At 54.0% G+C, this 23,965-nt stretch carries 21 protein-coding genes; 3 read left to right on the top strand and 18 right to left on the bottom strand.

What is annotated here, in order from left to right; all coding sequences use genetic code 11:
- Window positions 1–30: 30 nt before the first annotated feature.
- The 10 genes from tolB to QQF33_RS21780 all read right to left on the bottom strand — a co-directional run bounded on the left by tolB (window position 31) and on the right by QQF33_RS21780 (window position 9,204).
- Window positions 31–1,323, bottom strand: coding sequence for a Tol-Pal system beta propeller repeat protein TolB (tolB, locus tag QQF33_RS21735; RefSeq protein WP_285158584.1), 1,293 nt, complete (start codon window positions 1,321–1,323; stop codon window positions 31–33).
- Between the two features lie 134 nt (window positions 1,324–1,457).
- On the bottom strand, window positions 1,458–2,678 hold the full coding sequence (tolA, locus tag QQF33_RS21740) for a cell envelope integrity protein TolA (RefSeq protein ID WP_285158585.1): 1,221 nt from the start codon (window positions 2,676–2,678) through the stop codon (window positions 1,458–1,460).
- 28 nt (window positions 2,679–2,706) lie between these two features.
- The gene (tolR, locus tag QQF33_RS21745; RefSeq protein WP_095281284.1) at window positions 2,707–3,135 is read right to left on the bottom strand and encodes a colicin uptake protein TolR; all 429 of its coding nucleotides are present in this window, start codon (window positions 3,133–3,135) and stop codon (window positions 2,707–2,709) included.
- Between the two features lie 3 nt (window positions 3,136–3,138).
- Window positions 3,139–3,831, bottom strand: a complete 693-nt coding sequence (tolQ, locus tag QQF33_RS21750; protein ID WP_100777167.1) for a Tol-Pal system protein TolQ — start codon at window positions 3,829–3,831, stop codon at window positions 3,139–3,141.
- A complete protein-coding gene (gene ybgC / locus QQF33_RS21755; RefSeq protein ID WP_032617092.1) occupies window positions 3,828–4,232 on the bottom strand; it encodes a tol-pal system-associated acyl-CoA thioesterase in 405 nt (134 codons plus the stop codon). Before ybgC ends, tolQ begins: the two co-directional genes overlap by 4 nt.
- A gap of 149 nt (window positions 4,233–4,381) precedes the next feature.
- Entirely contained in the window at window positions 4,382–4,666 is a 285-nt protein-coding gene (ybgE, locus tag QQF33_RS21760; protein ID WP_390888486.1) for a cyd operon protein YbgE, read from the bottom strand.
- Between the two features lie 133 nt (window positions 4,667–4,799).
- Entirely contained in the window at window positions 4,800–4,913 is a 114-nt protein-coding gene (gene cydX / locus QQF33_RS21765) for a cytochrome bd-I oxidase subunit CydX (protein ID WP_095281280.1), read from the bottom strand.
- Between the two features lie 14 nt (window positions 4,914–4,927).
- Window positions 4,928–6,067, bottom strand: coding sequence for a cytochrome d ubiquinol oxidase subunit II (gene cydB, locus QQF33_RS21770; RefSeq protein WP_282494094.1), 1,140 nt, complete (start codon window positions 6,065–6,067; stop codon window positions 4,928–4,930).
- 15 nt (window positions 6,068–6,082) lie between these two features.
- Window positions 6,083–7,651, bottom strand: coding sequence for a cytochrome ubiquinol oxidase subunit I (cydA, locus tag QQF33_RS21775; RefSeq protein ID WP_095281278.1), 1,569 nt, complete (start codon window positions 7,649–7,651; stop codon window positions 6,083–6,085).
- Window positions 7,652–8,448: 797 nt separating this feature from the next.
- Window positions 8,449–9,204, bottom strand: coding sequence for an oligogalacturonate-specific porin KdgM family protein (locus QQF33_RS21780; protein ID WP_285158586.1), 756 nt, complete (start codon window positions 9,202–9,204; stop codon window positions 8,449–8,451).
- A gap of 363 nt (window positions 9,205–9,567) precedes the next feature.
- On the opposite strand from QQF33_RS21780, the gene QQF33_RS21785 reads away from it, so the two are divergent.
- Genes QQF33_RS21785 through QQF33_RS21795 form a run of 3 tightly spaced genes read left to right on the top strand, consistent with a single transcriptional unit; the run spans window position 9,568 to window position 14,017 of the window.
- The gene (locus tag QQF33_RS21785) at window positions 9,568–10,827 is read left to right on the top strand and encodes an MFS transporter (protein ID WP_285158587.1); all 1,260 of its coding nucleotides are present in this window, start codon (window positions 9,568–9,570) and stop codon (window positions 10,825–10,827) included.
- Between the two features lie 26 nt (window positions 10,828–10,853).
- Window positions 10,854–12,065, top strand: a complete 1,212-nt coding sequence (locus QQF33_RS21790) for an alginate lyase family protein (protein ID WP_285158588.1) — start codon at window positions 10,854–10,856, stop codon at window positions 12,063–12,065.
- 17 nt (window positions 12,066–12,082) lie between these two features.
- On the top strand, window positions 12,083–14,017 hold the full coding sequence (locus QQF33_RS21795) for a heparinase II/III domain-containing protein (RefSeq protein WP_285158589.1): 1,935 nt from the start codon (window positions 12,083–12,085) through the stop codon (window positions 14,015–14,017).
- A gap of 82 nt (window positions 14,018–14,099) precedes the next feature.
- Here the strand turns inward: QQF33_RS21795 and sucD are convergent, their stop codons facing one another.
- The 8 genes from sucD to sdhC form a co-directional block, all read right to left on the bottom strand.
- The gene (sucD, locus tag QQF33_RS21800) at window positions 14,100–14,969 is read right to left on the bottom strand and encodes a succinate--CoA ligase subunit alpha (protein ID WP_095281274.1); all 870 of its coding nucleotides are present in this window, start codon (window positions 14,967–14,969) and stop codon (window positions 14,100–14,102) included.
- The gene (gene sucC / locus QQF33_RS21805; protein ID WP_059355295.1) at window positions 14,969–16,135 is read right to left on the bottom strand and encodes an ADP-forming succinate--CoA ligase subunit beta; all 1,167 of its coding nucleotides are present in this window, start codon (window positions 16,133–16,135) and stop codon (window positions 14,969–14,971) included. The genes sucD and sucC overlap by 1 nt, the downstream gene beginning before the upstream one ends.
- A 152-nt stretch (window positions 16,136–16,287) precedes the next feature.
- Window positions 16,288–17,514, bottom strand: coding sequence for a 2-oxoglutarate dehydrogenase complex dihydrolipoyllysine-residue succinyltransferase (gene odhB / locus QQF33_RS21810; protein ID WP_103948364.1), 1,227 nt, complete (start codon window positions 17,512–17,514; stop codon window positions 16,288–16,290).
- A 14-nt stretch (window positions 17,515–17,528) separates the two neighbouring features.
- Complete coding sequence (sucA, locus tag QQF33_RS21815; protein ID WP_282494099.1) at window positions 17,529–20,336, bottom strand: 2-oxoglutarate dehydrogenase E1 component; 2,808 nt, start codon at window positions 20,334–20,336, stop codon at window positions 17,529–17,531.
- Between the two features lie 247 nt (window positions 20,337–20,583).
- The gene (locus QQF33_RS21820) at window positions 20,584–21,300 is read right to left on the bottom strand and encodes a succinate dehydrogenase iron-sulfur subunit (RefSeq protein WP_103948365.1); all 717 of its coding nucleotides are present in this window, start codon (window positions 21,298–21,300) and stop codon (window positions 20,584–20,586) included.
- A gap of 15 nt (window positions 21,301–21,315) precedes the next feature.
- Complete coding sequence (gene sdhA, locus QQF33_RS21825) at window positions 21,316–23,082, bottom strand: succinate dehydrogenase flavoprotein subunit (protein ID WP_282494100.1); 1,767 nt, start codon at window positions 23,080–23,082, stop codon at window positions 21,316–21,318.
- Window positions 23,082–23,429 (bottom strand): succinate dehydrogenase membrane anchor subunit, encoded by a 348-nt coding sequence (sdhD, locus tag QQF33_RS21830; protein ID WP_285158590.1) that lies wholly within the window; start codon window positions 23,427–23,429, stop codon window positions 23,082–23,084. Before sdhD ends, sdhA begins: the two co-directional genes overlap by 1 nt.
- Window positions 23,423–23,827, bottom strand: coding sequence for a succinate dehydrogenase cytochrome b556 subunit (gene sdhC, locus QQF33_RS21835; RefSeq protein ID WP_282494102.1), 405 nt, complete (start codon window positions 23,825–23,827; stop codon window positions 23,423–23,425). The genes sdhD and sdhC overlap by 7 nt, the downstream gene beginning before the upstream one ends.
- Window positions 23,828–23,965 lie beyond the last annotated feature (138 nt).

Genomic DNA, 23,965 nt, shown 5'->3' on the forward strand with positions numbered 1-23,965 from the left:
AGATTCCTTTAGTAATCAATTAATTATTATTTACAGATACGGCGACCAGGCAGGTGATTTTACCTGTCCATCAGTTGCCGGAATACGCGCTTTGAAACGCCCATCTGTAGAAACCAGATTCAGCACAGATCCCATCCCCTGAGAAGAGCTGTAGATTACCATCGTGCCGTTAGGTGCCAGACTTGGCGTTTCATCCAGGAACGTTGACGATAAAACTTGCACGCCACCCGTTACCAGATCTTGTTTGGCAATGTGCTGCTGCCCACCGTTGGAGCTGACCATTACCATTAATTTACCGTCGCTGCTCACGTCCGCATCCTGGTTCTGAGAGCCTTCCCAGGTAATACGCTGTGGAGCACCGCCGTTTACATTCACTTTATACACCTGAGGACGACCCGCCTGGTCAGACGTGAACGCGAGGTTCTGGCTGTCCGGGAACCAGGTTGGCTCAGTGTTGTTGCTACGACCATCCGTCACCTGGCGGATCTGGCCTGAGCCGATATCCATCACGTAGAGGTTCAGGCTGCCGGTTTTAGACAGAGCAAATGCCAGTTTAGAACCATCCGGTGAGAACGCTGGTGCACCGTTGTGACGCGGGAACGAAGCCACCTGACGCACAGCGCCGTTAGCAAGCGTCTGGATAACCAGGGCTGAACGACCGCTTTCGAAGGTCACGTAAGCCAGTTTAGAACCATCCGGAGACCAGGCCGGAGACATCAGCGGCTGTGGTGAACGGTGAACGGTGAACTGGTTGTAACCGTCGTAGTCAGAGACGCGCAGTTCATACGGGAACTGGCCGCCGTTGGTCTGCACCACATACGCGATACGGGTACGGAAAGCGCCTTTAATACCGGTCAGCTTCTCGAACACTTCATCACTTGCAGTGTGACCTGCGTAGCGAAGCCACTGCTTGTTCACTTTATACGAGTTCTGCGCCAGAACCGTACCCGGAGCGCCGCCAGTATCCACCAGCTGGTACGCCACTGTGTAGCCACCGTCCGGATTCGGAGTCACCTGGCCCACGACCACGGCATCAATACCCAGTGCGGACCAGGCAGCAGGTTGAACTTCCTGAGCGGTACCCGGCTGCTGTGGCAGACGAGAACGATCTAATGGATTGAATTTGCCGCTGTTACGCAAGTCAGCCGCAACAATGCCGCCAACGTCTTCAGGTGCAGCGCCAGGGCCTGCCCACTGGAACGGAACAACGCCAATCGGACGCGCGGAGTCCACCCCTTGGGTGATCTCAATGCGTACCTCTGCGTGCAGCAAAGCTGCCCACAGCATAAAGAAACCTACTGCAACACGTAATGCCTGCTTCATCATATCTCCCTTACCCGGGTAACCTTACCCGCGATAATTTAGCAGAATGTTAACAAACTCAAATAGACAAAACTACCAGAACCCTGTGACTAAACCTGGTCTATTTTTCCCCGTTTGCACGGAGAAATTGTGACTTAAGGTTTAAAGTCCAGCGGCGCATTTTTAAAGACTTCATAGACGGCTTGCGAAGGTGGTTTTGGCATCTTCGCCTGACGCGCCGCTGCCAGCGCAGCAGTACACAGGGCCGGATCGCCACCTTCGGACTGAATATCAAGTAACATGCCATCCGGTGCCAGTTTTATCCGCAGCGTACACGTTTTACCGGCATAAGATGAAGCATCATAAAATCGACTTTCAATCGCCGATTTAATCTGCGAGGCATAGCCATTGATTTCAGCGCCTGAAGCGCCGTTATTCTTAGTGTTACCACTTCCTGCTGGCGATGCATTGCTTCCTTTCGCCCCACCGCCCGATTTCGGCGCATTCTTACCTGAACTCAGGTCACCGAAAAGATCGTCAACATCGGATGCCGAAGCTTTCTCCGCTGCAGCTTTTTTCGCTGCGGCAGCTTTGGCGGCTGCGGCTTTATCGGCAGCAGCTTTCTTATCTGCAGCAGCCTTTTCAGCGGCAGCGGCTTTTTTGTCCGCTGCGGCCTTCTCAGCAGCAGCGGCTTTTTCAGCGGCAGCCTTCTCTGCTGCAGCCGCTTTCTTCGCAGCATCGGCAGCGGCTTTCTTCTCCGCTTCCTGAGCGGCTTTCTTCGCGGCCTCAGCTTCTGCTTTTTTCTGTGCGTCAGCAGCTGCTTTCTTCGCTGCTTCTGCTTGTGCTTTTTTCTCTGCGTCGGCGGCGGCTTTCTTCGCCGCATCGGCGGCTTGTTTCGCCTGAGCATCTGCTTTTGCCTTGGCATCGGCTGCAGCTTTAGCGGCCGCCTCTTCTGCCTGCTTCTGCTGCTCTTGCGCTTTTTGCGCGGCGGCTTCAGCCTGTTTCTGTTCGGCAGCCTGCTCTTTCGCCGCTTCTTGCGCCTGCAAACGTTCTTTCTCGAGCTGCTTCAAACGCTCTTGCTCCGCGGCCTGCTTTTCACGCAGTTCCTCGGCTTGCTGTTGCGCCTGTTTATCACGCTGCTCTTCTGCACGTTTTGCACTCGCCTGCTGCTGTTGCTGACGATTATAGTTTTGCACTACCGCGCCTGGGTCCACCATGACGGCGTCGATGGAAGAGCCCCCACCACCGCCGGCTGACGCGTCAATATGCTCATCGAACGAACTCCAGATCAGCACTGCAAAAAGAATCACATGCAGCACCGCGGAGATAATGATCGCTCGCTTAAGCTTGTCGTTTTGTTCGGTTGCCTTTGACACTATCGGTTCCCAAAAACTGTGCAGATGATTAGATCGGTTGCGTCATCAAGCCTACCGACTTAACACCCGCGCTATGTAGCAAGTTCAGCGCTTTAATAATTTCATCGTAAGGCACATCTTTGGCGCCACCGATTAAGAAGACCGTTTTCGGATTTGACTCCAGGCGGCGCTGCGCTTCGGCAATAACCTGCTCTGGCGGCAGCTGATCCATACGATCTTTCTCGACCACAACGCTGTATTGCCCCACGCCGGAAACCTCAATAATGACCGGTGGATCATCATTGCTGCTCACCGCCTGTGATTCTGTCGCATCCGGCAGATCAACTTCCACGCTCTGGGTGATAATCGGTGCTGTCGCCATAAAGATCAGCAGCAGCACCAGCAATACGTCCAGCAGCGGTACGATATTGATTTCGGACTTAAGTTCGCGACGATTTCGTCCACGCGCTCTGGCCATGGTTTACCCCTTGTTACTCTCGGTGCTGGTAAACGCCTGACGGTGCAGAATCGCCGTGAACTCTTCCATGAAGTTGTCGTAGTTCAGTTCCAGTTTGTTCACGCGCTGGTTCAGTCGGTTATAGGCCATAACCGCCGGAATAGCAGCGAACAGACCGATTGCGGTCGCGATCAGTGCTTCTGCGATACCCGGAGCAACCATTTGCAGCGTAGCCTGTTTCACCGCACCCAGTGCGATAAAGGCATGCATGATCCCCCACACGGTACCAAACAGACCGATATACGGGCTGATAGAACCTACCGTGCCAAGGAACGGAATGTGCGTTTCAAGGGATTCCAGTTCACGGTTCATCGAGATGCGCATGGCACGCGATGCCCCTTCAACGACCGCCTCAGGTGCATGATTATTAGCACGATGCAAGCGAGCGAACTCTTTGAAACCGCTATAGAAAATTTGTTCGGAGCCTGAGAGGTTGTCACGACGCCCCTGGCTTTCCTGATACAAACGAGAAAGCTCAATACCAGACCAGAACTTGTCTTCAAAGGCTTCGGCTTCACGACCAGCAGCGTTAAGAATACGGGTTCTCTGGATGATGATGGCCCAGGATGCGATTGAAAAACCAATCAAAATCAACATGATAAGTTTAACCAGAAGGCTAGCCTTCAGGAACAAATCAAGGATATTCATGTCAGTCACTGCTTAAACTCCGCGACAATAGACTTAGGAAGCGCACGAGGCTTCATGATGAGTGGATCAACACAAACAATCAGAACTTCTGCTTCGTTCAGTACTGTGTTCTCTGCGTTGACGATCCGCTGCGTGAAGACCAGTGAGGTTCCACGCATTGATGTTATTTCCGTTTGGACTTCGAGCATATCGTCGAGTCTGGCGGGCGCAAAATACTCCAGCGTCATCTTGCGTACCACGAAGGCAACTCGTTCAGCCAACAAAACCTGCTGACTGAAGTGATGATGGCGCAGCATCTCAGTGCGTGCCCGTTCATAAAAAGCAACGTAGCTGGCGTGGTAGACCACACCCCCGGCATCGGTATCTTCGTAATAGACCCTGACCGGCCATCGAAACAGCGTTGTATTCACTTTACATCCCGGTAATGCAACAAAAGTTTAGAGCTTTTAAACTTCGCTACTATACGCGCGGGAATGATGGTTTGGAATGGGGGAAAGTAAACGGAGAGTAAATTTTTATGGGCTCGGGTAAGCCCATAAGATTAACGGACAGTTCTTATTCAGCTAAAGAAAAAAACAAGTCCTGCGAGAAGCACTAAATCAGCGACCAGCGGGCAGAAAATACCTTGCCAGTGAACGGCTTTCGGGCGAAAGCCCACACCGTGAATGACGCCCGCGCAAACTGCCCACATGATCAAGAAACCATGCCAGATTTCCAGTTCGCTGGTCTTCGCCGCAAAGCGCGACGGGTCCCAGAAAATGCAGCCTGCCAGCAAGAGTGCCATCACTAAGGAAAGCGCCCGTAACGGGCGCTTGTCCATTACCGCATAGATATACTTAATCATTCAGGCTGCCTCTTCGTTGGCTGCGTCTGCTCACCCCAGTCACTGACTAATGTCAGCTCCTGGGGATTCTCAGACTTGCCGCCTCGATGCAGCCCGAATGCTGTCGTATATCGCTTTACGATAACATTCATCATCAGTGCTTTTCTTCACCGGTTTTGGTCGCTTCGATATGTTCGAGCGCCAGCGCGGTAATGACACCAAATGCACAGGCAAGAAGCGTCCCTAAAATCCATGCGAAATACCACATATTCAGCTCCTTACTTAGTACAGGGAATGAGTGTTGCTTTCGATGTCTTCTTTCGTGATACGACCGAACATCTTCCAGTAACACCAGGTGGTGTAGAGCAGGATGATCGGTACGAACACGCAAGCAACATACGTCATCAGGTTAAGCGTCAACTGGCTCGACGTCGCATCCCACATGGTCAGGCTGGCATTCATCATGGTGCTGGAAGGCATCACGAACGGGAACATTGCAATGCCCGCGGTCAGAATGATGCATGCCAGAGTCAGTGAGGAGAAGACGAATGCCCACGCCCCTTTTTCCAGACGAGATGTCAACACGGTCAGCAGCGGCAGCAACACACCCAGAGCCGGGATAGCCCACAGCGCAGGGGTATTGTTGAAGTTCACCAGCCATGCACCTGCCTGACGCGCGACTTCTTTAGTCAGCGGGTTAGAGGGCGCAGTGTGGTTGATAGCCGACGTCACGACATAGCCGTCAATACCGTAAACCACCCACACACCGGCCAGCGCGAAGCAGACCAGCGTCACCAGCGCGGCAACCTGAGCGGTCGCGCGGGAACGCAGGTGCAGTTCACCCACCGTACGCATCTGCAGATAGGTTGCCCCCTGAGTGATGATCATCGCGACGCTCACCACACCTGCCAGAAGACCAAACGGGTTCAGCAGCTGGAAGAAGTTACCGGTGTAGTACAGACGCATGTATTCATCGAGGTGGAACGGAACGCCCTGCAACAGATTGCCGAACGCCACGCCGATCACCAGCGGTGGCACAAAGCTACCGATGAAGATGCCCCAGTCCCACATGTTGCGCCAGCGGGTGTCTTCGATTTTGGAGCGGTAATCAAAACCGACCGGACGGAAGAACAAAGATGCCAGCACCAGAATCATCGCCACATAGAAGCCGGAGAACGCAGCCGCGTAGACCATCGGCCAGGCGGCAAACAGTGCGCCGCCCGCGGTGATCAGCCACACCTGGTTACCGTCCCAGTGCGGGGCGATGGAGTTGATCATGATTCGACGCTCGGTGTCATTACGACCGAGGAAACGGGTGAGCATGCCCACCCCCATGTCGAAACCGTCAGTGACCGCAAAACCAATCAGTAAGATACCGACCAGCAGCCACCAGATAAAACGCAATACTTCATAATCGATCATTTGACGACTCCTGTCTTAGCGTGCCGGCTGAGTAGTCACAGTGGACTGCTCGTAGTGATAGCGACCGGTTTTCAGGCTGCTCGGGCCGAGGCGTGCGAACTTGAACATCAGGAACAGTTCAGCCACCAGGAACAGGGTGTACAGACCGCAAATCAGCAGCATGGAGAAAATCAGATCCCCTGCAGTCAGCGACGAGTTAGCCACTGCCGTTGGCAGCACCTCACCGATCGCCCATGGCTGACGGCCATACTCCGCTACAAACCAGCCGGATTCGATCGCAATCCATGGCAATGGAATACCGTACATCGCGGTACGCAGCAGCCATTTTTTCTGGCCGATACGGTTACGAATCACGGACCAGAAGGACGCCGCGATAATCAGCAGCATCAGGATGCCGCAACCGACCATGATACGGAACGCGAAGTACAGCGGAGCCACGCGAGGAATAGAGTCTTTGGTCGCCATCTGAATCTGTGCTTCAGTCGCGTCAGAGACGTTCGGCGTGTAGCGTTTAAGCAGCAAACCGTAACCCAGGTCTTTCTTCACGTCATTGAACTGATCGCGAACAGCCTGATCGGTTGAGCCTGAACGCAGCTGTTCCAGCAGCGCATAAGCTTTCATACCGTTACGGATACGCCCTTCGTGCTGCACCATCAGATCTTTCAGGCCAGTGACCTGCTTATCAACAGAACGGGTGGCGATGATACCCAGCGCGTAAGGGATTTGAATGGCGAAGCGGTTTTCCTGCGCATCCTGGTCAGGAATACCAAACAGAGTAAACGCTGCCGGAGCCGGCTGAGTTTCCCATTCCGCTTCGATAGCCGCCAGTTTGGTTTTCTGCACGTCGCCCATTTCGTAACCGGATTCATCACCCAGAACAATAACAGACAGGATGGCTGCCATACCGAAGCTTGCTGCGATAGCAAAGGAGCGTTTGGCGAAAGCGAAGTCGCGACCGCGCAGCATATAGTAGGAGCTGATGCCCAGCACGAACATCGCGCCGCAGACATAACCCGAGGCCACGGTGTGAACGAATTTCACCTGAGCAACCGGGTTCAGGACCAGCTCGGCAAAGCTGACCATCTCCATACGCATGGTTTCGAAGTTGAAATCAGACGCGATAGGGTTCTGCATCCAGCCGTTAGCGACCAGGATCCACAGTGCGGACAGGTTGGAGCCTAAGGCCACCAGCCAGGTCACGGCCATGTGCTGAACTTTACCCAGACGGTCCCAACCGAAGAAGAACAGACCTACAAAGGTGGATTCGAGGAAGAAGGCCATCAGACCTTCAATGGCCAGCGGCGCACCGAAGATATCCCCAACGTAGTGAGAATAGTAAGACCAGTTAGTCCCAAACTGGAACTCCATGGTCAGGCCGGTCGCCACGCCCAGTGCAAAGTTGATACCAAACAACTTGCCCCAGAACTTGGTCATATCTTTATAAATCTGTTTGCCGGAAAGGACGTAGACCGTTTCCATGATGGCCAGCAGGAACGCCATACCGAGCGTTAGTGGCACAAATAGGAAGTGGTACATCGCGGTCAAGGCAAACTGTAAGCGCGACAGTTCGACTATATCTAACATCATGACTCCTTGCTCATCGCATGAAGACTCCGAGAGTGAATCCCTTCGAAAGGGTTCACACACATGCCCCAATACAAAGTTATCTGTTTCCCTTCTTCGTGACTTATTCTTCAAAAGAGGAAAAAGCCATGACGAAAGGTTACAAATACGTTAAGAAAAAACTCTAATTGATCCCGCAAATATAATACGCTGCAAAGCCCTTACAATAAACAGGTTTTTATTGAAGGAGATTTACGTTTTACGACGGTGATCAATATATAGCGAATTTACCACTTTTCAGCCAGTTTGATCGCCGACAATTTAGCGCCTTTTAGGGTGCATTTCCAAGCATTAAACATTGATTTAAATCAAAAACGCCTGAATCTGTTAAAGGTGTTTAAATGCATTAGCCATAGTAAATGCAATGTTAATGAGATGTAGATTTGATCGAAGCAATGGTTAGCAAATGCGGAATGGGATATAAACAACAGTGATTTTTTTTAACGTTGCTTGTCGTCTCGCTTTATAAAGCTGACAAACATTTAAGGATAGCGGCTTAGACTTCTTTTTCCATTACGGCAATAGCCCAGGCAAAAATAACATTTATTTCACCCAACGCCAGCTTTCAATTAACACCATCGCGCAACTATAACGTTAACGAAATGATCATCGAAACGTCTTAGCCGGTCCGTTCGTGTAAATTTTAGTCAGGCTGGGTACTGCTGAGGGATGACATGTGCAGACTCATGCCGAAAGAAGTGCCGATGTTCATCGCGCTTCCTGCCCGGCAACCGCCGCCGGGCAGATTTTGCTGCTGCTTAGAGCGTAAACGTCATACCGATGCGGTAGCGCGACTCAGCAATGCACCCTTCCCCTTCGTAGAAACCCTGTTTGTCGAGATAATCATATTCTACATACGGGCTAAACCAGCTGTTCCATTTATAACGCAGCGTAACGGCATTTTCCGTTGACCAGGATTTGTCATTCTTATATTTATAATCATCATTAACATGTTTATATATCGTTCCCTGCCAGAGCACACTCCACTTAGGATTGATTTTATAGCCCAGATACAAGTCCAGACGGTTAACGCTATCCCGATGAGACTCTCCGGCGCTATTCGTGGTTTCATAGGTGTTATAATCATAGCGATAACGTAAACTCGTACTTAAATCCTGAGTGATTTTATAATTCAGCCGGAGATAAGGGCGTATTTGCGTTCCGTTACTGCTCCAGTGATAAATGCCACCGGGCTGGAAACTCCATTTATCCGATAACGGAATCGTGTAATTAGATTCTATTTCATTGTAATCGGTTTTGCTGTCACCCAATGAATGAGCACCGTCAGATTTATCCCCCCCATTGGCTCCCCGGCCATTACTCTTATTGTTTTTATTATCGGTTTCAATACTGGCCCACCAGCCCGTTTTCCAGCTTTCGCTCACCTTGTACCGCGATTCATACGAGTGACTGCCTGCCCTGTAGCCGCCCCGTACGTCAAACGTCAGCGCCTGACAAACCACCGGGCATGCGCTAACACAAGCCAGTAATGTCCATAGCCATTTCTTTTGCATAATTCATCCCTTTTATATTTTATTAACCGTATTGCCGTATTGAACTCGGTGTTGACAACAGGAAGGCATCATATTCATTACTAAAAACAGATCACCTGCATATTTTTAAAAATAAGATCAATCCCACACTTTTTATTGAAATAGCGTTTCGTTTTTATATTTATAAAAAATAGATCATTTGCGCAAATGATTTAATAAAACTAATTCATGCCGCCTATATGTTTTTTAAATAATTTATTATCTATTCTGTTTTTAAATTTGTGACCCTCATCAATTATGACCATCAAATTTTTCCATACGATAAATTGAAATTACATTTCATTTTTACAACAACGAAATTTCAACCAACTCATGGAAGCGATAATGAAGATAAAGAAACTCCGCTGGTACATTATTTCCCTGGTCATGCTGGGGACAATAATCAACTACCTGGCACGCAGTACCCTCGGCGTGGCGGCCCCAGAAATGATGAAAACCCTGAACTTGTCCAGCGAGCAGTACTCCTGGATCGTCTCCGTCTTTCCCTTCACCTACGCCATAGGCGGGATCGCCTGCGGCTTCATCATTGATAAATTTGGCCTGCGCATCAGCTTTGCCGTGCTGGCGGCGCTGTGGTCGTTATGCAACATGCTGACGGCGCTATTCAGCAGCTGGCTGCCGATAGCCTGCCTGCGTGGCGGCCTCGGTTTGACCGAAGCAGCATTTAACCCGGCGGGGATGAAAGTCACCGCCGAGTGGTTCCCGGCGAAAGAGCGCGGGCTGGCCTGCGGGATCTACAGTCTCGGCACTTCCCTCGGAGCGATGCTCGCGCCTCCGCTGGTGGTCTGGGCGATCCTCAACTACAACTGGGAGATGTCGTTTGTGGTCACCGGCGGGATGGGGATTCTGTGGAGTATTTTGTGGCTGGTGTGCTATCGATCGCCGGAAAGCCACCCGGCGCTGCTCAAAGCGGAGTATGACGAAGTTCAGGCGGACAACAGTCTGGTCGTGACGACGGAGAAAGCGACTCTCAGCTCGATGATCAAAGATAAAAACCTGTGGGCCATTTCACTCCCGCGCTTTATGGCCGACCCGGCGTGGGGAACCCTGCACTACTGGATGCCGCTGTATCTGGTCACCGTGCGTCTTATGAATCTGAGTGAAATCGCGATGTTTGCCTGGCTGCCGTTCCTGACGGCGGACCTGGGCTGTCTGGCTGCCGGATACATCTCGAAGTTTCTCAACAATCGCGGCGTACACATTATCAACGCCAAACGCATCACCTTTACCTTCGCGGCACTGCTGATGGTGTCCATGGCCGCAGTCGGCTACGTCGAAAACGTCTATGCTGCCATTGCGCTGTTTTGTATCGCCGGCTTTGCCCATCAGTGTCTGTCGATTACCGTGATCAGCATGTCGTCTGACCTTTTCCCGAAGCAAAAAGTCGCCACCGCTACCGGCTTTGCCGCTTTTACCGGCAGCATGGGCAACTTTGCGTTTAGTCTGTTCCTCGGCGCGATGGTCGCGGTGGTTGGCTACAACGCGTTCTTTATTGGCCTGGGCGTTTTCGATCTGATTGGTGCCGCATTCCTGTGGCTACTCATCAAAAATCCTGCCGCGGCATTGAAACCTGTGGTCGCGTGAATAGCATTATTAAGAGGGAGATTAAAATGAAAATTCTGACACTGTGTTTCACCGGCCTGCTGTGTGCAGCCCCCCTGTATGCTCAGTCTGCTGCGGATCCCTGCCTGACTTATGACTGCCAGCAGATGCTGGAGATCAAAACGAAGATCGCCCAGAATGACGCCGCCTACACGCCAGCCATTCAGGCGCTGATGAAAAAAGCCGATGCGGCCCTACAGCATCCGCCGTACAGCGTAACGCAGAAAAAGCTGGTACCCGCCTCCGGCAACAAACACGATTACTACAGTTTTGGCCCTTACTGGTGGCCAAACCCGGACACCAAAGACCACCTCCCCTACGTCCGCGACGACGGTCATATCAATCCGTCCTCCAAAACCGATGATACGGACAGCGAGAGGATGGCCCATTTCTCTGATGACATCCGCGCGTTAGCCCTGGCGGCGTTCTACAGCGGCGACCCTAAGTATGCGCAAAAGGCGAATACTCAGCTGCAAACCTGGTTCTTGCACAAAGAAACCCGGATGAACCCGAACCTCAACTATGCCCAGGCCATTCCGGGCATCGTGAACGGACGGGGAATTGGCATTATCGACACCCGCGTGCTGATTGATGTCGCCGACAGCATTGTGCTGTTACACAACGCGAAAACTCTTTCGGATCAGGATTTCAAACGCTACCAGCGCTGGTACGCTGACTACACTCGCTGGCTGAAAACCAGTCAGAACGGGCATGAAGAAGCGAACTGGTACAACAATCATGGAGCCTGGTACGACACCCAGGTCACCGCGTTCTCGCTGTTCACCGGAGATAAAAAACAGGCCACAGAGCAGATTGAGATCTTTAAGCATCGTCATCTGATCTCGCAGATCAACAGCAAGGGCGAACTTTCTGCAGAGCTTGAGCGCACCCGCTCCTTCCATTACTCCAGTTTCGCCCTCGCCGCCTATGGCCGAATGGGGCGTTACGGAGAGCAGACCGGCAATGACGTGTGGAATTTCGGGCTCGACAGCCGCACCACCAAAAGCGCGTTTGTCTTCATCAGCGGGCAAATTGGCAAACCGGCCAGCAGCTGGCCTTACAAAGAGTTGAAATACACCCCGGAGGAAGCCACCGGTCCGATGCTGGCTGCGGCGCGAGCCTATAAAGATGCCACCTTTACGCAGAGCGTCGCCGTTTTAAGCAAAGAGAATGCCGATAATATCAACTTCTTAATGCCCGGCTCTCCGCTGGTAAAATAATCGGGTACAGGTGCAGAGTGAAACAATTTACCGCAGAACAACTTGCCGCCGCCCGTCAAAACGTCACCCCGGCGATCCTCGCCGGGCTGATTGAGGGCAACCGCGACATCATCAACAGCGACACGCTGGTGCCCGAAACCGGCTGCGCCACCTGGAACCACTACTTTTTCTGCCCGCAACACAGCGTGCGTCTGCAGTGGAACCGGCACTCCCCCAATAAACATCGCTGCCCCGTGGACGGGGCCGTTTTTACCGGAGAACCCTACTACGGTGCCTGGTGGCGTTGGCTCAACGGGCTAAATGCGAAAGCAACCTATGAACTGAGCCTGCTGTGGCTGCTCACCGGCGAGACGCGCTACCGGGATAAAGTCATCGATATTCTGATGCAGTATGCGAAGTACTATCCCGATTATCAGGAGCACGGCGGTATTCCCTACAATGGCCCCGGCAAAGCCAACGCCCAGACGCTGTGCGAAGCGAATTGTCATGCCGATTTCGCTCGCGGTTTTGATCTGATTCGTTGCGAACTGACGGCCCAACAGGACGAATACATCGCCACCCGTCTGCTGCGCTGCGGGGCAGAGTTTTTAATGCAGCACCGCAGCAATCAGATCCACAATCATGAAGTGAAGATCAGCGCCACCGTCGGCATCATCGGCACCGTGCTGGAAGAGAATGCTTATCTGGAGTTTGCCGTTAACAGCCCTTACGGCCTGCGCTATCAGCTGGAGCACGCCCTGCTGCCGGGCGGATTATGGTTTGAAGGCTCGCTGCACTATCACTACTACGCCCTGGAAGCCTTTTTCGCCTTTGAGAAACTGGCGAAAAACAGCGCGTTTAGCCTGCTGGATCAGCCGTTCTATCCGCAGATGCTCAGCCTGCCGATGGAATTCCTGCTCCCGGATATGACGCTGCCGAAAGTGAATGATTGTGTGAACGGCCAGGAGCGGCTCGGGCATGCGGATATCTATGAATTCGCGTATTTTTATTATGGCGAAGAGGCGTACGGGCAGTTGCTCTCCTGTCTCTATCGCACCACGCCGCGCAATCATATCGACGCGCTGTTTTACGGCCAACCGCTGCCTGCTGACGCCCTGCAAGCTCCGACCGCCAGCGAGCACCATCCCGGCGCAGGTTTTACCCTGATCCGAAACGCGCCCGGACGGGCGGTGTGTATCAAACACGGTCCTTACGGCGGGGAACACGATCATTACGATCGTCTGAACCTGATCGTTTTCAACCGGGGTAAAGCGCTATTTCCCGATCTCGGCACCACGGGCTACGGTGCGCCGCTGCACTACGGCTACTACAAAAACTCTTTTTCACACAATACATTATGCCTGAACGGGCTGAACCAGCCGCCCGCCGTCCCGCGCGTAATTCGGTATGAGGAGACACCTGCTGTTACGTGCCTGATTACCGAAGTGGACTGGCGATCCCCCGCCGCCCTGCCCGACAGTAAAACGCGCGTAGAGTGGGATGAGGACGCTTACCGCGATGTCGTTTTCCGCCGCAGCGTGCAGGTCACGGAGAATCTGCTTATCGACCGTTGGGATGTCGAGAACCCGCACGTCCAGTGCGTGGATGCGATCTATCTGATTCGCGGTGAATCCCAGCCGGATACGCCGCAAACCGGGATCAGCCTGTGTTATCCCTACGTCCACCAGGCCACGCAAATGCCGCTGAACGGTCAGACTAACTTACGCTATCAGGCTGATAAACCCGTCACGATCAGCTGTTTTTCGCTCAGCAACGCGCACATCATTCAGGCCAAAGGGCCGGACAATCCCTCGACGTCTGAACTGGATTACCTGATTTTGCGCAGCCACGACACGCGGGTTTGCTGGGTGTTTGTGACGGATTTAAGCGGCGAAGGTGAAGTGAGTATCGAGGCGTGCGAAGGGGAAATCATCGTGACGGATAAAAGATTACAGCAGGAATACCAGGCATAAAAAAGGCCGCTTTTCAGCGGCCAACCATGTCGAAACGGACATTTATTATGTCAAAGCTCCCCTCACGGGGAGCAGAGAGGATTTACTTAATGATAGCACTCAGTGCTTCGCCGATATCGGCCAGGCTACGAACGGTTTTGACACCTGCGGCTTCCAGCGCTGCGAATTTCTCATCCGCTGTGCCTTTACCACCGGCAATGATGGCGCCCGCGTGGCCCATACGTTTGCCTTTTGGCGCAGTCACACCGGCGATGTAACCGACAACCGGTTTGGTGACGTGATCTTTGATGTACGCAGCAGCTTCTTCTTCTGCGCTACCGCCGATTTCACCGATCATCACGATCGCTTCAGTCTGCGGATCTTCCTGGAACAGTTTCAGGATATCGATGAAGTTAGAGCCAGGGATTGGGTCACCGCCGATGCCCACGCAGGTGGACTGGCCGAAACCGTAGTCGGTGGTCTGCTTAACCGCTTCATAAGTCAGGGTACCAGAGCGGGAGACGATGCCCACTTTGCCTGGCTTGTGAATGTGGCCTGGCATGATGCCGATTTTGCATTCGCCTGGGGTGATCACGCCCGGGCAGTTTGGCCCGATCATGCGCACGCCCGCTTCGTCCAGCTTCACTTTTACCGTCAGCATATCCAGCGTCGGGATGCCTTCGGTAATGGTGATGATCAGTTTGATGCCTGCATCGATCGCTTCCAGAATGGAATCTTTGCAGAACGGGGCCGGAACGTAGATCACGGTCGCGGTGGCGCCGGTCGCTTCTACGGCTTCGCGCACGGTGTTGAACACCGGCAGGCCCAGGTGCGTGGTGCCGCCTTTACCTGGCGTCACGCCGCCAACCATCTGCGTACCGTAAGCAATCGCTTGTTCGGAGTGGAAAGTCCCCTGGCTACCGGTGAAGCCCTGGCAGATAACTTTAGTGTTCTTATCAATCAAAACGGACATTATTTCCCCTCCACTGCGGCAACAACCTGCTGAGCTGCATCCGTCAGACTTTTCGCTGCAATAATATTCAGGCCACTGTCAGCCAGTTTTTTCGCGCCGAGTTCAGCGTTGTTCCCTTCCAGACGAACCACAACCGGGACGTTCACGCCCACTTCTTCTACCGCACCGATGATGCCGTCAGCGATCAGGTCGCAACGCACGATGCCGCCGAAGATGTTAACCAGAACGGCTTTCACATTGTCGTCAGAGAGGATGATTTTGAACGCTTCGGTTACGCGCTCTTTAGTTGCGCCGCCGCCCACGTCGAGGAAGTTTGCCGGCTCGCCGCCGTGCAGTTTAACGATGTCCATGGTGCCCATTGCCAGGCCCGCACCGTTAACCATGCAGCCGATGTTGCCATCGAGTGCGACGTAGTTCAGTTCCCACTGTGCCGCCTGCGCTTCACGCGGATCTTCCTGAGACTGATCGCGCATTTCGCGCAGATCGGACTGGCGGAACAAGGCGTTGCCGTCAGCGCCCAGTTTGCCGTCGAGGCAGATCAGGTCGCCCTGAGTGGTGATGACCAGCGGGTTGATTTCGATCAGCGCCAGATCGCGCTCAAGGAAAATGGTCGCCAGGCCCATGAAAATCTTGGTGAACTGTTGAACCAGTTTACCTTCAAGACCCAGTTTGAATGCCAGCTCGCGACCCTGGTAAGGCATTGGGCCTGCCAGCGGATCGATAGCCACTTTGTGGATCAGGTGCGGGGTCTCTTCCGCCACTTTTTCGATTTCCACGCCGCCTTCAGTAGATGCCATGAACACCACGCGACGGGAGCTACGGTCGACAACCGCGCCGAGGTACAACTCTTTTGCGATGTCGGTCGCGGCTTCCACCAGGATTTGGTTAACCGGCTGGCCGTTCGCGTCTGTCTGGTAGGTCACCAGGCGTTTACCCAGCCAGTGTTCAGCAAAGGCGCGGATCTCTTCTTTGCTCTTCACAACCTTCACACCGCCCGCTTTACCGCGGCCACCAGCGTGAACCTGACACTTAACTACCCAAGGGCCGGAACCAATTTTAGATGCGGCTTCTTCAGCTTCACGTGGGGTAGTACAGGCATAACCCACCGGAGCCGGTAAGCCATACCGGGCAAACAGCTGTTTGGCCTGATATTCATGTAAGTTCATGTGTTCTATCCATCCTTCAGGTAATCGTTATCATAAAGCCTGTAGAGCAGTGCGATTTTGTGCGCCGGGTGGCGCTTCGCTTACCCGGCCTACAGGGCAGGTGAATCTATGGTAGGCCCGGCAAACGCAGTGCCGCCGGGCGCTACTTACTACTACACGTCCAGCAGCAGACGCGTTGGATCTTCCAGCAGCTCTTTAATCGCCACCAGATAACCCACTGATTCACGACCATCAATCAGACGGTGATCGTAAGAGAGCGCCAGGTACATCATCGGCAGGATCTCCACTTTACCGTCAACCGCCATTGGGCGGTCTTTGATGGCATGCATACCCAGAATCGCGCTCTGCGGCGGGTTGATGATTGGGGTAGACATCAGGGAACCGAATACACCACCGTTGGTGATGGTGAAGTTACCGCCGGTCAGGTCTTCAACGGTCAGCTTACCGTCGCGGCCTTTCAGCGCCAGCTCTTTGATTTTCTTCTCGATATCCGCCATGCCCAGGGTATCAACGTCACGCAGAACCGGGGTCACCAGGCCGCGCGGCGTGGAGACCGCCATGCTGACGTCGAAGTAGTTGTGGTACACCACATCTTCGCCATCGATAGAGGCATTCACTTCCGGATAACGTTTCAGCGCTTCAACCACCGCTTTCACGTAGAAGGACATAAAGCCCAGACGGATACCGTGACGTTTTTCAAAGGCGTCACCGTACTGCTTACGCAGGTCCATGATTGGCTTCATGTTGACTTCGTTGAAGGTGGTCAGCATCGCGGTGGAGTTTTTCGCTTCCAGCAGACGCTCAGCCACACGCTTACGCAGGCGAGTCATCGGCACGCGTTTTTCACTGCGTGCGCCAAGCGCAGGCTGTGCTGCAGCAGGCGCTGCCGCCGCCGGTGCTTTGGCTTCTTCTTTAGCCGGCGCTTTCGCCAGATGTTTTTCCACATCTTCACGGGTCAGACGACCGCCGACACCGGTGCCTTTGATGGCGCTGGCTTCGAGATTGTGTTCACCCAGCAGGCGACGGATCGCCGGGCTGAGTGCATCATTCGTTTGTTCTTCCAGAGATGCCTGCTGACGCTGAGCCGGAGTGGACTCTTTGCTTTCAGACTTGGCGCTGGACTCTTTACCCGCGCTGTTGCCTTCACGCAGGCGGCCGAGGATCTGACGAGAAGTCACGGTGGTGCCTTCGTCTTCCAGCACTGCATCCAGAATGCCATCCGCCGATGCCGGTACTTCCAGTACCACTTTGTCAGTTTCGATTTCTACCAGCACTTCATCGCGCTTAACGCTATCGCCCGGTTTTTTATGCCAGGTCGCAACCGTTGCGTCAGCGACGGATTCAGGCAGGTCGGGAACAAGAATATCTACGCTACTCATTTTGTATCCTTAAATTATTCGACGTTCAGCGCGTCATTCACCAGATCTTGCTGTTGCTTCTGGTGAACGGACATATACCCTACCGCCGGAGAGGCGGAGGCCGGGCGACCTGCGTAACGCAGGGCGGACCCAAATGGAATCACATCACGGAAATGATGCTGGCTGCAGTACCATGCGCCCTGGTTGAGCGGCTCTTCCTGGCACCAGACAAAATCATGCACGTGTGCGTACGGTTTCAACGCTTCCTGCACCGACTGATGCGGGAACGGATAAAGCTGCTCGATACGCACGATGGCGACATCTTTCTGATCTTTCTTGCGGCGCTGTTCCAGCAGGTCGAAATAAACCTTACCAGAACACATCACCACGCGCTTCACGCCTTGCGGATCGAGGTCATCAATCTCGCCAATCGCGGGCTGGAAGGTACCGTTCGCCAGCTCATCGAGGCTGGACACCGCCAGCGGATGACGCAGCAGGGATTTCGGCGACATCACCACCAGCGGACGACGCATACCGCGCAGCGCCTGACGACGCAGCATGTGGTAAACCTGAGCCGGCGTAGATGGCACGCAAACCTGCATGTTCTGCTCAGCGCAGAGCTGCAGATAACGTTCCAGACGCGCGGAGGAGTGCTCCGGACCCTGCCCTTCGTAGCCGTGCGGCAGGAGCATCACCAGGCCACACATACGGCCCCATTTCTGCTCGCCGGAGCTGATGAACTGGTCGATCACCACCTGCGCACCGTTGGCGAAGTCACCGAACTGCGCTTCCCAGATGGTCAGGGTGCGAGGTTCTGCGGTGGCATAGCCGTATTCGAACGCCAGAACGGCTTCTTCAGACAGCACGGAGTCCCAGACCTTGAACTGGCCCTGACCGTTATGCACGTGCTGCAGCGGAGTGTAAGTGGAACCGTTGGTCTGGTTGTGAATCACCGCGTGACGGTGGAAGAAGGTCCCACGGCCTGCATCTTCACCGGACAGACGCACCGGAATGCCTTCGTCAACCAGCGTTGCGTAGGCCAGATTCTCTGCGCCGCCCCAGTCGAACAGCTTCTCACCGGACGCCATGGACTGACGGTCGGAGTAGATTTTCTGCACGCGGGATTGCATCTCGATGGCTTCTGGTACGGTGCTGATGCGTTTCGCCAGCTCCTGCAGACGCTTCATCTCGACCTTGTTCGGGTAGCTCTCATCCCACTCGTGGTTGAGGTACGGCGACCAGGTAAAGGAGTGCATGTTCATCGGACGCAGCTCTTTCACCACGCACTCGCCGGCATCCAGCGCGTCGCGGTAAAGGTTAACCAGCTCGGTGGCATCTTCGAGGGTCGCGATTTTGTCCGCTTCCAGTTTGTCGGCGTAGATTTTACGCGGCGTTGGATGCTTTTTGATTTTCTGGTACATCAGCGGCTGGGTTGCACTCGGCTCGTCCGCTTCGTTATGGCCGTGACGGCGATAGCAGAACAGGTCGATGAACACATCGCGTTTGAAGGTGTTACGGAAGTCCAGCGCCAGACGGGTGACGAAAGCGACCGCTTCCGGGTCATCCGCGTTCACGTGGAAGATCGGCGCCTGCACCATTTTACCGATGTCAGTACAGTACGGCGTGGAGCGCGCATCCAGTGGGTTAGAGGTCGTGAAGCCCACCTGGTTGTTAATCACGATGCGAACGGTACCGCCCACTTCGTAACCACGCGCTTTGGACATGTTCAGGGTCTCCTGAACGACGCCCTGCCCGGTCACCGCCGCATCACCGTGAATGGTGATTGGCAGCACTTTATTGCTGCTTGGCTCGTCCAGTCTGTCCAGACGTGCGCGCACGGAACCGATAACCACTGGGCTGACGATCTCCAGGTGCGACGGGTTAAACGCCAGCGCCAGGTGGACAAGGCCACCGTTGGTTTCGATATCTGATGAGAAGCCCATGTGGTACTTCACGTCACCGGTACCGAGGTGTTCTTTATGTTTGCCCGCGAATTCGTCGAACAGGTCCTGCGGTTTTTTACCCAGCACGTTAACCAGTACGTTCAGACGACCACGGTGCGCCATACCCAGCACCACTTCACGGGTGCCGCTGTTGCCCGCATGACGGATCAGCTCTTTCAGCATTGGCACTAAGGCGTCGCCGCCTTCGAGGGAGAAGCGTTTTGCACCCGGGAATTTCGCACCGAGGTAACGCTCCAGACCTTCTGCTGCGGTCAGTTCGCTCAGGAAGCGTTTTTTCTCTTCAACGCTAAAGCTGGCGTGGCCGGTTACCGATTCGATGCGCTGCTGGATCCAGCGTTTTTCGTCGGTGGAGGTGATGTGCATGTACTCGGCGCCGATGGAGCCGCAGTAAGTTTGTTTGAGCGCCTCAAGCAGCTCTCCCAGCTTCATCGTGTCTTTGCCGCTGGCAAAGGAGCCGACGTTAAAGCTTTCCTGGAAATCTGCCTCGGTCAGATCGTGATACGCCGGATCAAGATCCGCCACACGTTCTTGTTTCCACAGTCCCAGCGGATCGAGGTTCGCATGCTGGTGACCACGGAAGCGATAAGCATTGATGAGCTGCAGGACTTTAACCTGCTTCACATTGGTGTCAGGGTCAGAGATCGAGGAAGAGTAACGTGAGGCATCCTTCGCCAGACGACGGAAATAATCACGTGTTTTGGAATGGAATTGATCCGGTTTGACCCCAGTGCCAGGTAACTGCTGGAACATGGAACGCCAGTTAGCGTCCACTGAGTCAGGATCGGTTAAGAAGTCTTCATAGAGCTGTTCGATCCAGCTTTGGTTTGCACCAGAGAGGAAAGAAGAGTCCAGCCAGGCTTTCATTGCGCCGTTCTGCATCGTGATCCCTTAAGCATTTTTATGCTTATTTCGCCGTAGAAACTACCACGCACACCTCGTGTACGTGCCGGGGTTCACCTGCGAGCTCTTATGTTGTCTTGGGCTCGCGAAGGAACCTTTAAAAACTGTCTGCACTTCAGGGCAGTTTTTAGAGGTTTCCTACAATTTATCTTTGCCCGGTGGCGCTCCGCTTACCGGGCCTACTTTACGTAGGCCGGATAAGCGAAGCGCCATCCGGCGGTGTTACTTAGGCACTGCGCTGCAACAGCATCGACTTAATATGGCCGATGGCGCGCGTCGGGTTCAGCCCCTTAGGACATACACTGACGCAGTTCATGATGCTATGGCAGCGGAATACGCTGAAAGCATCACTCAACCCTTCGAGACGGCTGTCGGTTTCGGTATCGCGGCTGTCAATCAGGAAGCGATACGCAGCCAGCAGACCGGCCGGGCCGATAAACTTGTCCGGGTTCCACCAGAACGACGGGCAAGAGGTCGAACAGCATGCACAGAGAATACACTCATACAGACCATCAAGTTTTTCACGCTGCTCTGGCGACTGTAAATGCTCGCGAGCGGGTGGATTTTGCCCATTATTCAACAAGTAAGGCTTAATCTTCTCATATTGTGCATAGAATTGCCCCATGTCCACCACCAAATCGCGAACGACCGGCAGGCCAGGCAGAGGACGGATCACAATTTTCTGCCCCGCACGCTGCAACGCCGAAATCGGGGTGATACAGGCCAGGCCATTTTTACCGTTCATGTTCACGCCGTCGGAGCCACAAACCCCTTCACGGCAGGAGCGACGGAACGACAGTGTCGGGTCTTTTTCTTTCAGCTGCATTAACGCATCAAGCAGCATCATGTCGCGACCTTCTTCCGCTTCCAGGGTGTAATCCTGCATATGCGGAGCGTCATCAACATCCGGGTTATAACGGTAAACTGAGAATTCGAGTTTCATTATCCTGTCTCCGCATTAATAGGTACGAATCTTCGGCGGGAACGCCGGACGCAGTTTCGGCTCCATATTGACGCTACGACGCGTCATGGATTCCGACTCTGGCAGATACAGGGAATGGCACAGCCAGTTTTCATCGTCACGATCCGGGAAGTCGAAGCGGCTATGGGCGCCACGGCTTTCGGTACGGAAGTTTGCGGAGACGGCCGTTGCATAGGCGGTTTCCATCAGGTTATCCAGCTCCAGGCACTCGACGCGCTGGGTGTTGAACTCGCTGGAAGTATCGTCCAGACGGGCGTTTTTGAGGCGCTCGCGGATCGCTTTCAGCTGCTCAAGCCCTTTGGCCATCGCATCGCCTTCGCGGAAGACCGAGAAGTTGTGCTGCATACACTCTTGCAGCGCTTTGCGGATTTCCACCGGATCTTCGCCGTCGCGGTTGCCGTTCCAGCGGTTAAGACGCTCAAGGGAAGCTTCAATGTTCGCTTCAGTCGCATCGCGCAGATCGCCCTGCTCGGCGATAGATTCCTGCAGATGCAGGCCAACCGCACGACCAAACACCACCAGGTCGAGCAGCGAGTTGCCGCCCAGACGGTTCGCACCGTGGACCGATACGCAGGCGATTTCGCCGACGGCGAACAGGCCAGGAATCACCACGTCTTCGCCCTGCTCGTTCACGGTCAGCGCCTGACCGGTCACTTTGGTCGGAATACCGCCCATCATGTAGTGGCAGGTTGGGATAACCGGAATTGGCTCTTTTACCGGATCAACGTGCGCGAAGGTGCGCGACAGCTCCAGGATGCCCGGCAGACGGGATTCCAGAACGTCTTTACCCAGGTGATCCAGTTTCAGTTTCGCGTGCGGGCCCCACGGACCATCGCAGCCGCGACCTTCACGGATTTCGATCATGATGGAACGCGCCACCACGTCACGACCTGCCAGGTCTTTCGCATTCGGGGCATAACGCTCCATGAAGCGCTCGCCGTGTTTGTTCAGCAGGTAACCACCTTCACCACGGCAGCCTTCTGTCACCAGAACGCCAGCACCGGCGATGCCGGTCGGGTGGAACTGCCACATTTCCATATCCTGCACAGGCACGCCCGCGCGGATCGCCATACCTACGCCGTCGCCGGTGTTGATGTGGGCGTTGGTGGTGGACTGGTAAATACGGCCTGCGCCGCCGGTCGCCAGCACGGTCGCGCGGGCTTTGAAGTAAACCACTTCACCGGTTTCGATGCACAGAGCGGTACACCCGACCACTGCGCCATCTTCATTTTTCACCAGATCCAGTGCATACCACTCGGAGAAAATAGTGGTGTGGTTTTTCAGGTTCTGCTGATACAGGGTGTGCAGCAATGCGTGACCGGTACGGTCAGCCGCTGCCGCAGTACGTGCCGCCTGCTCACCGCCGAAGTTTTTCGACTGGCCGCCAAACGGACGCTGATAAATGGTGCCATCTTCCAGACGGGAGAACGGCAGGCCCATGTGATCCAGCTCCAGAATCGCTTCCGGGCCGGTCTTACACATATATTCGATGGCGTCCTGGTCACCGATATAATCGGAGCCTTTCACCGTGTCATACATATGCCATTCCCAGTTATCTTCATGGGTATTACCGAGCGCCACGGTGATACCACCCTGGGCTGATACGGTATGGGAACGGGTCGGGAAAACTTTAGAGAGCAGCGCACAGGTCTGGCCGCTCTGGGAAATTTGCAGCGCCGCGCGCATACCTGCGCCACCGGCACCAATCACAACAGCATCAAATTCTCTGACTGGCAGTTTCATCACACACCCCACACCACAACAAATCCATAAATAACGTAAACCACCAGAGCGACAACGATCACCAGCTGCAACGGCAGGCGAATCGCGAGAGGTTTAACGTAATCGGTCAACACCTGCCACATGCCAATCCAGGCATGAATAAGGATGGAGAACAGAGCCAGCAGGGTGAACACTTTGGTGAAGGCAGATCCGAAGAACCCGCTCCAGATCTCCCACGTCAGTTCGCCGCTGGTCGCGAAGAAACCGATCATGTAGATGATGTAAAGCGTGAGGACGATGGCGGTAGCGCGGACCAGAATGAAGTCATGTACGCCGTTGCGTCCTAATGCGGAGGCGTTGCTTACCATACGAGGACTCCTGCAAGAATTGAGAGCACGACTGTAATCACAAAGGAAATATTGGCAGAGCGTTTCCCTGCTTCAAAAGTCTCTTCCAGATAGCCAAAGTCCATCATCAGATGGCGAACGCCAACCACAACGTGGTATGCCAGCGCGGTGAGAATGCCCCACATGATAAATTTCACGAAGAAGCTGCTCATAATGGCAGAGGCCTGGAGGAATCCTTCAGGAGAAGAGAGGCTGGTCCCCAGTAACCACAGCAGAATACCCACTGCCACGAACGTAATCACACCGGAGACACGGTGGAGAATGGACGCTATTGCCGTTACGGGGAATCGGATCGTTTTGAGATCCAGATTGACAGGTCTTTGTTTTTTCACATTTCTTATCATGAATAACGCCCACATGCTGTTCTTATTGTTTCCTTCCTCCGGTCTGCGTGCGGGTCAAGCAGCGTCCTTTCTATAACTACGCGTCATGGTAAACATTGCTTCCAAATGCTAAAACGACACGTTACAACGCTGGGTGGCTCGGGATTGCAGGGT

The organism is Lelliottia wanjuensis (genome assembly GCF_030238365.1).
Lineage (GTDB): Bacteria > Pseudomonadota > Gammaproteobacteria > Enterobacterales > Enterobacteriaceae > Enterobacter > Enterobacter wanjuensis.

What these genes read in the sequence shown, in the direction of transcription:
- sucD (WP_095281274.1), bottom strand. Translation starts at nt 14,969, where the DNA reads ATGTCCGTTTTGATTGATAAGAACACTAAAGTTATCTGCCAGGGCTTC.
- QQF33_RS21820 (WP_103948365.1), bottom strand. Translation starts at nt 21,300, where the DNA reads ATGAAACTCGAATTCTCAGTTTACCGTTATAACCCGGATGTTGATGAC.
- sdhA (WP_282494100.1), bottom strand. Translation starts at nt 23,082, where the DNA reads ATGAAACTGCCAGTCAGAGAATTTGATGCTGTTGTGATTGGTGCCGGT.
- QQF33_RS21780 (WP_285158586.1), bottom strand. Translation starts at nt 9,204, where the DNA reads ATGCAAAAGAAATGGCTATGGACATTACTGGCTTGTGTTAGCGCATGC.
- sdhD (WP_285158590.1), bottom strand. Translation starts at nt 23,429, where the DNA reads ATGGTAAGCAACGCCTCCGCATTAGGACGCAACGGCGTACATGACTTC.
- QQF33_RS21790 (WP_285158588.1), top strand. Translation starts at nt 10,854, where the DNA reads ATGAAAATTCTGACACTGTGTTTCACCGGCCTGCTGTGTGCAGCCCCC.
- tolB (WP_285158584.1), bottom strand. Translation starts at nt 1,323, where the DNA reads ATGAAGCAGGCATTACGTGTTGCAGTAGGTTTCTTTATGCTGTGGGCA.
- tolR (WP_095281284.1), bottom strand. Translation starts at nt 3,135, where the DNA reads ATGGCCAGAGCGCGTGGACGAAATCGTCGCGAACTTAAGTCCGAAATC.
- cydA (WP_095281278.1), bottom strand. Translation starts at nt 7,651, where the DNA reads ATGTTAGATATAGTCGAACTGTCGCGCTTACAGTTTGCCTTGACCGCG.
- sucA (WP_282494099.1), bottom strand. Translation starts at nt 20,336, where the DNA reads ATGCAGAACGGCGCAATGAAAGCCTGGCTGGACTCTTCTTTCCTCTCT.
- ybgE (WP_390888486.1), bottom strand. Translation starts at nt 4,666, where the DNA reads ATGATTAAGTATATCTATGCGGTAATGGACAAGCGCCCGTTACGGGCG.
- cydX (WP_095281280.1), bottom strand. Translation starts at nt 4,913, where the DNA reads ATGTGGTATTTCGCATGGATTTTAGGGACGCTTCTTGCCTGTGCATTT.
- QQF33_RS21785 (WP_285158587.1), top strand. Translation starts at nt 9,568, where the DNA reads ATGAAGATAAAGAAACTCCGCTGGTACATTATTTCCCTGGTCATGCTG.
- sucC (WP_059355295.1), bottom strand. Translation starts at nt 16,135, where the DNA reads ATGAACTTACATGAATATCAGGCCAAACAGCTGTTTGCCCGGTATGGC.
- odhB (WP_103948364.1), bottom strand. Translation starts at nt 17,514, where the DNA reads ATGAGTAGCGTAGATATTCTTGTTCCCGACCTGCCTGAATCCGTCGCT.
- sdhC (WP_282494102.1), bottom strand. Translation starts at nt 23,827, where the DNA reads ATGTGGGCGTTATTCATGATAAGAAATGTGAAAAAACAAAGACCTGTC.
- cydB (WP_282494094.1), bottom strand. Translation starts at nt 6,067, where the DNA reads ATGATCGATTATGAAGTATTGCGTTTTATCTGGTGGCTGCTGGTCGGT.